This window comes from Yoonia sp., assembly GCF_036007805.1.
Taxonomy (GTDB): domain Bacteria; phylum Pseudomonadota; class Alphaproteobacteria; order Rhodobacterales; family Rhodobacteraceae; genus Yoonia.
In genome coordinates, this window is sequence record NZ_DASYOK010000325.1 from 1 (window position 1) to 6,521 (window position 6,521).

The window sequence follows — 6,521 nt, forward strand, 5'->3', positions numbered from 1 at the left end:
TGCGTGGCCAACATGCCGGGTGCTGTGGCGCGCACCTCCACGATCGCACTTGGGAATGCGACAATGCCGTTCATGTTGGCACTGGCCGACAAAGGCTGGCGTCAGGCCTGCGAAGATGACCCACATCTGCTGAACGGTCTGAACGTCCATGCAGGCAACCTGACCTATTATGCGGTCGGTAAGGCCTTGGGGATTGACGTCTTGTCGCCTTCATTGGCGCTCAAGGCTTAGACACGAAAAAGGGCCCACTTGGAAAAAGCGGGCCCTTTGTTCATGCGGCAGAGAGGATCAGGCGTTCGCCTTCAGCGCATCGCGGATCTCGGCCAGCAGTTCTTCTGCGGTTGGACCCTTCGGCGCTTCCGGCGCGGCCTCTTCCTCTTTCATCGCTGCGTCTTTGACCCTGTTGACCATTTTCACCAGCATAAAGACAACGAAGGCGATAATCAGAAAATTGATGATCGCCATGATGAACGCACCATAGGCAAAGATCGATGCACCTGCCTCACGTGCGGCGTCCAATGATGCGCCTGCAGGTACTTCTCCGGCAAGTACGGCGTAATTGTTTGTGAAATCAACGCCGCCGGACACAAGGCCGATGATAGGGTTGATCAAATCGCCGACCAGCGACGTGACAATGGCCGTAAATGCGGCACCGATGATGATACCAACGGCCATGTCCATGACATTCCCCTTGGCAATAAACGTCTTGAATTCATTAAGCATTTCTGTCCCCATTTCTTGTTTTTCAGCGCGCGGATTTTTCCCTTCTGCGGCTGTGCGCACAGTATTAGCCATATTTTTGAACAGAGGAACGGGTTTTTGTTCGCGGGTTTTCCCCCTAGCTTGGGCGCATTGTAAAACGAGATAGAAGGACCACCACAGATGGCCGATTTAGCGGATTTTCCGATCACGCAACGCTGGCCCGCCAAGGACCCGTCCGTGATCCAGCTTTATTCATTCCCCACACCCAACGGCGTCAAAGTCTCTATCGCGCTGGAGGAAATGCAGTTGGCCTATGAACCGCACCTTGTCACACTCAGCGACGCGGACGTGAAAAGCGATGCGTTTCTGTCGCTGAACCCGAACAACAAGATCCCCGCGATCATTGATCCGAACGGGCCTGACGGCGCGATTGGTCTGTTCGAAAGCGGTGCAATCCTGCTCTATCTGGCCGAGAAATCCGGCAAGTTCATCGGTGCCTCTGCAGCAGACAGGCACAAGATCACCCAGTGGCTGATGTTCCAGATGGGTGGCCTCGGGCCGATGTTTGGCCAGATGGGGTTCTTTTACAAATTTGCAGGCGCACAGATCGAAGACCCGCGCCCGCGCGAGCGCTACCGCGATGAAGCCATCCGGCTGTTGGCCGTCCTCGACAAGGAACTGTCTGGCAAAGACTGGATCGCGGGCGATTATTCCATCGCGGATATGGCGATTGCACCATGGGTCAATGCGCTGGGGTTTTATGGCACCAAGGATGACGTCGGCTATGACGATCTCAAAAACGTGCCGGCCTATGTCGCGCGGTTTTTCGAACGGCCTGCGGTGGACAAGGCGATGAACATACCGCCCCGCCCATAAGGTGGATTGAAATCCACCTTACCCCGGCAATGTCCCGTTCAAAACGTAGGCGAGGATATCCACCACCTGCTGCGGCTCTTCCACAACGGCAAGGGCCGCGGCGTCGACTTCCTTCAGCGGGTGCTGGTGCTCTGGCCCGTGCATCACGATCAGCGACTTACCAAGGGCCGCCGCATAGCCTGCATCAAAGGCTGCGTTCCACTGTTTGTATTTCTCGCCAAAGCGCACCACGACAATATCGGCATTCTGAAGCCCGTGCCGCGTGCGGATCGCGTTGAGGTTTGCACCCTTGTTGTCGTGCCAGAACTTTTTGTCTTCCGCACCCATGATCGCCACACCGCAATCATCCGATGCATCGTGATCGGTGACAGGGCCGTCAAACGCCACATCAAGCCCCGCTGCACCGGTGATGATCTGCTCGCGCCAGTCGGTGTGGATTTCGCCGGAAAGATAAATCTTGAGGGTCATATTGGGGCTCCTTCGTTTTTGTTCCTTACAGGCCGTGGGCGCGGCGCAGAATCATCCGCGCAAAACACCACCTGTGGCTTTCGTCACTTTCTCTACGATCTTGGCACTGACCGCTTCGATATCGGCGTCCTTCAACGTCGCTTCGGTCGGCTGCAAACGCACGGTCACGGCAAGGGACTTCTTGCCCTCACCCAGCGACCCGCCGATGAATTCGTCAAAAACGCGTACATCCGTGATCAGGGTCTTGTCCGCACCCGCAGCGGCGTTGACCAGCGTCAGCGCCTCGACCTGTGCATCCACGACAAAGGCAAAGTCGCGTTCGACGGCCTGCAAATCCGTGGCGACAAGGGCCGCGCGCGTGGCGGTCTTGTTCTTGGGCACCGGTACTTCATCGGGCCAGATCGTAAAGGCCACAGCAGGCCCTTTGATATCCATCTCGCGCAGCACGCGCGGGTGCAGTTCGCCAAAGATACCCAGCACCTTCTTGGGTCCAAGGCAGATTTTGCCATGCCGTCCGGGGTGCCACCAATCGTCAGCCCCGCGCATTATCTGTACCTTCGCAGGCGCGCCGATTGCCGCAAGGATCGCCTCGGCATCGGCCTTGGCATCAAAGACGTCGACAGACCGCGACGTGCCATGCACATCCTTGGGGCCCGTCCGCCCGATCAAGACACCCGAGACCAGCATGTGCTGTTCACCCGGCTCGCCCCCATGAAAACCCGCACCAACCTCGAAGAGGGCCATGTCCATGAACCCCCTTGCTTGATTGCGCGCTGCGGCACGCAAAAGCCCGGGCAGCAACGCAGGCCGCATATGGGACATCTCGGAACTGATCGGGTTCTCCAGCATGGTCGCATCGTCGCCACCGCCAAAGAGCTTGGCTGCCTCGGCATCAATAAAGCTGTAGGTTACACATTCGTTGTACCCCAGCGCTGCTGCGGTCCGGCGTGCCGCCTGCTGGCGCATCTGACCCGGTGTCAGGATCGGCTTGGGCACGCCCGCGTCAATGCGCGGCAAAGGTTTGCCTTTGAGTTTCGTCAAGGACGCAATCCGCGCAACCTCTTCGACCAGATCCGCCTCGCCCTGCACATCGGGACGCCAGGAGGGCACATGGGCCATATTGCCATCCATGACAAAACCAAGGTCGGTCAAAGTGCAGCGCTGGGTGGATTCCGAAATATCCATGCCCACCAGCGAGATCACGCGCTTGGCGTCAAGTTTGTAGGCGCGCGACGTATCGGGCACAGCACCTGCCTGGATCACTTCGGACACCTCGCCACCCGCATGATCGACGATCATCCGCACCGCGTGTTCAAGCCCCTCTGGCGTGAACGCAGGGTCAACACCGCGTTCAAACCGGTACCGCGCGTCCGAGTTGATTTTGAGCGCACGACCTGTGTAGGCAATCTGGACGGGATCCCAATAGGCGCTTTCGACAAAAACGTTCACGGTGTCTTCGGTGCAGCCTGTCGCGAGCCCGCCCATGATCCCCGCGATGCTTTCGGGGCCGTTGTCGTCAGAAATCACCATCTGGCCTGCCTGCAGGGTGTATTCCTTGTCATCAAGCGCTGTCAGTGTTTCACCGCCAGCAGCGCGATGGACGCGCAGGTTCCCATGCACCTTATCGGCGTCAAAGACGTGCAGCGGGCGGTTCAGGTCATAGGTGAACCAGTTGGTGACATCGACAAGGAAGCTGATGGGGCGCAGACCGATGGCGCGCAGTTGCGCCTGCAGCCAATCGGGGCTGGGGCCGTTCTTGACCCCTTTGATCAGGCGGCCACAGAAGACGGGGCAGCCATCCAGTGTATCCTCCGCAATACTCACGCCAAGATCTGCTTTGAAGGATGCCGGCACAGGATCAACCGATAGGGGAAGCAGTTTGCCGATGCCGCGCGCCGCCAGATCGCGGGCGATGCCACGGACGCCAAGGGCATCGGGGCGGTTTGGCGTGATCGCAATCTCGATCACAGGGTCGACTTTTTCGGGGCTGTTGACGGCCAGCCAATCGGTGAACCGCTGACCCACCTCGCCCGAGGGCAGTTCGATGATGCCGTCATGTTCTTCGGAGAGCTCCATCTCGCGCTCGGAACACATCATGCCATAGCTTTCGATGCCGCGGATCTTGCCCACGCCGATGGTCGTGTCGATGCCGGGGACATGGGTGCCGGGGCTGGCGATCACGACGGTGATGCCTGCGCGTGCGTTGGGTGCGCCACAGATGATCTGGGTCGGGCCGTCTGCGGTTTCGACCTGACAGACCTGAAGTTTGTCGGCATCGGGGTGCTTTTCCGCCGAAACCACCTTGCCGATGGTGAAATCCGCCAGCCGATCAATCGGGTTTTCGATCCCTTCCACCTCAAGCCCCAGATCGGTCAGCGCATAGGCGATGTCCGCAACAGAGGCGTCGGTTTCAAGGTGGTGTTTCAGCCAGGAAAGCGTGAATTTCATGGGTCCGTCCTGCGGGTTAAATCTGTTGGGGTGGGATTAGCGGATTACGCCGCAATGGGAAAGGGGGCGATACGCAGCGGTGAGGTCCCGGATCAGGTCCGGGACTGCGGATCGCTGCGACGCTGATGTGCCGCAGCCCATTTGGACACCAGCCATGCCGGGATCAGGATCACCGCCCAGCCTGCCGCGTTGATGAGCGTCAGCCGCAGCGCAAGATCGCGCGGCATGTCCGAGGTCCACATCGCGATGTGGCCGCCGATGATGAAGGTCAGAAGGATGATGAGCCAGAGCCGTTGCATGCTCTTAACATAGCGCGGCACAGGTATCGGGCAAAACCCGGGCCTACTGTGTGGCCTTCCTTGGAGGCCGGGGCCTGCCCCGGCGCACGATCAAAGCTCGCGCCCTGCCAGATCCTCGACCAGTTCGAAGTGTTCAAAGACCAGCATCATTTCAGGGTCAAACCCGCCGTTACGCTTGAAATAGGCTTTGTGATCCTTGCGCCAGCCCAAAAGGCTGTCGTTCTCGCCTTCGGCCAAGGCCATCTCTTCGGTCACGTCGCAATAGCGGATTTCCTCGACCTTGGTCGTGCGGATGACCAGTGCGGGTGTGCCGTCCCAATTCGCCGCGATATCGCAGCGGCCGACGACGGGCATCGCCTCGGGCTCGCCTTCGAAATCGGCCAGCGCGCCGCAAGTGGCGGTCTTCTTGCCTTGGCGGACAAGCGCGATCAGGTGCTGGCAGAGTTGCGCGCTATCGCCGAATTTGAACGTGCCCGCGCCGGGGTATGTGTCTTGTAGGTCTTCGGTGTCGTTGGTCATTGGGTGGCCTTTTCGCGCGTGGGTTTCACCCACCCTACATTGGTTCGACGCGGAACGTTAGGGGAGCACCCAAAGCGGGCAAGAGTTTATTCGGTGGGGTGGTCAATCGGTAGGGTGGGTGAAACCCACAAAAGGCAATCGCGCCGGAACGCGGATTACATGGTCAACCGGCTTGGAAATGATCCGGTGGATAGTCTCAGGTTCAAACGGGCTAAGCCCTCGGTGCGCGGCAGCAAAATGCAACCGAAGGGCAGTGTCCGGACCTCGGGGTGGGCGCTGTGACGGTTCTATTTGGCGGAGCGCCACAAAGACTGCTGACGATGCGGCAAATTTAGAGGCTGCAAAAGCGCCCTCCCCATGGGGGAGGTCCGGGCGCGGCCCGGCGAGCCGGGCGGGAGATTTATTACAGGCCAAGGCGCAGGCTTTGTGCGAGCTCTGCTTGTATTGTGGCGAGGATATCGTTCAATCGCATATGGAGATTATCGCTTCGGATGCCACCACCACGTATCAGTTCTTTTGCATTACGCAATCTTTCCGTTGCCAGATCATCTTTTGATGGTTGCGGATAGTTGTGTTTGATGGTCGTTAAGGCGTTAAATATTTCAATTCTAGCCTCAAACAGTTTTTCAATTTCAGCTGTCACTGCGTCAGATTGAATTATCGCTCTCTGCCGAACATTGAGTCGAGCGATTGACTTGACGATGTCGTTAGTATCTTGGATCGCATCAAGACGAGCAGTCACAGTTGCAATTTGTTCGGCTTGTGGCATTCCAATAAAATCATCTCGATCACGCACTTGCTCTAGTCGATCCACCAACTCAAATACCAAACCAATTAGTGTATCGGCAATTTCAAATTTTTTCTGTTCAAGATGGTCTGCTCTGTTGGCTTTGATTTGACGATACGCGACGATTACGCCGATCGATACTGCAATCGCCATCACCAGTTGCGACACCGCAGCGATAGCCTCAAAGATATCGCCAGAATTCACCTACTCAACCCACCATGCAGCGTCGGCACGTCCAGCGCGCTGAACCCGTAGTGCCGCAACCACCGCAGATCACTGTCAAAGAACGCCCGCAGGTCGGGGATGCCGTATTTCAGCATCGCGATCCGGTCGATTCCCATGCCGAAGGCGAAGCCCTGCCATTGCGACGGGTCCACGCCCGCCGCCTGCAGCACCTTGGGATGCACCATGCCCGAACCCAG

The 6,521-nt window shown here is 58.2% G+C and carries 8 protein-coding genes and 1 pseudogene; 2 read left to right on the forward strand and 7 right to left on the reverse strand.

All coding sequences use genetic code 11. The features are described from left to right. A pseudogene (locus tag VGP75_RS17265) lies at nt 1-231 on the forward strand (alanine dehydrogenase); the annotation flags it as partial. Between the two features lie 57 nt (nt 232-288). On the opposite strand, the gene mscL reads toward VGP75_RS17265, so the two are convergent. Then, nucleotides 289-723, reverse strand: a complete 435-nt coding sequence (gene mscL / locus VGP75_RS17270; protein WP_327544836.1) for a large conductance mechanosensitive channel protein MscL — start codon at nt 721-723, stop codon at nt 289-291. 159 nt (nt 724-882) lie between these two features. Here mscL and VGP75_RS17275 point away from each other — a divergent pair, with 159 nt between their 5' ends. Continuing rightward, nucleotides 883-1,578 carry a glutathione S-transferase family protein gene (locus VGP75_RS17275; protein WP_327544837.1) on the forward strand — a complete coding sequence of 232 codons (696 nt, stop codon included), beginning with the start codon at nt 883-885 and terminating at the stop codon, nt 1,576-1,578. An 18-nt stretch (nt 1,579-1,596) separates the two neighbouring features. Here VGP75_RS17275 and VGP75_RS17280 read toward each other — a convergent pair whose 3' ends face one another. From VGP75_RS17280 to VGP75_RS17305, 6 genes are all read right to left on the reverse strand, one after another. Then, nucleotides 1,597-2,046 (reverse strand): YtoQ family protein, encoded by a 450-nt coding sequence (locus tag VGP75_RS17280; protein WP_327544838.1) that lies wholly within the window; start codon nt 2,044-2,046, stop codon nt 1,597-1,599. 51 nt (nt 2,047-2,097) lie between these two features. Further along, on the reverse strand, nt 2,098-4,494 hold the full coding sequence (gene pheT, locus VGP75_RS17285; protein ID WP_327544839.1) for a phenylalanine--tRNA ligase subunit beta: 2,397 nt from the start codon (nt 4,492-4,494) through the stop codon (nt 2,098-2,100). A gap of 92 nt (nt 4,495-4,586) precedes the next feature. Next, nucleotides 4,587-4,793 carry a phenylalanyl-tRNA synthetase subunit beta gene (locus tag VGP75_RS17290; RefSeq protein WP_327544840.1) on the reverse strand — a complete coding sequence of 69 codons (207 nt, stop codon included), beginning with the start codon at nt 4,791-4,793 and terminating at the stop codon, nt 4,587-4,589. Nucleotides 4,794-4,883: 90 nt separating this feature from the next. After that, nucleotides 4,884-5,312: an ASCH domain-containing protein gene (locus VGP75_RS17295; RefSeq protein WP_327544841.1), complete on the reverse strand. Its 429-nt coding sequence runs from the start codon at nt 5,310-5,312 to the stop codon at nt 4,884-4,886. Between the two features lie 403 nt (nt 5,313-5,715). Beyond that, entirely contained in the window at nt 5,716-6,303 is a 588-nt protein-coding gene (locus VGP75_RS17300) for a hypothetical protein (protein WP_327544842.1), read from the reverse strand. Next, a partial coding sequence (locus VGP75_RS17305) for a tRNA ligase subunit PheS family protein (protein WP_526025529.1) occupies nt 6,300-6,521 on the reverse strand: 222 nt, incomplete at its 5' end. The genes VGP75_RS17305 and VGP75_RS17300, both read right to left, overlap by 4 nt.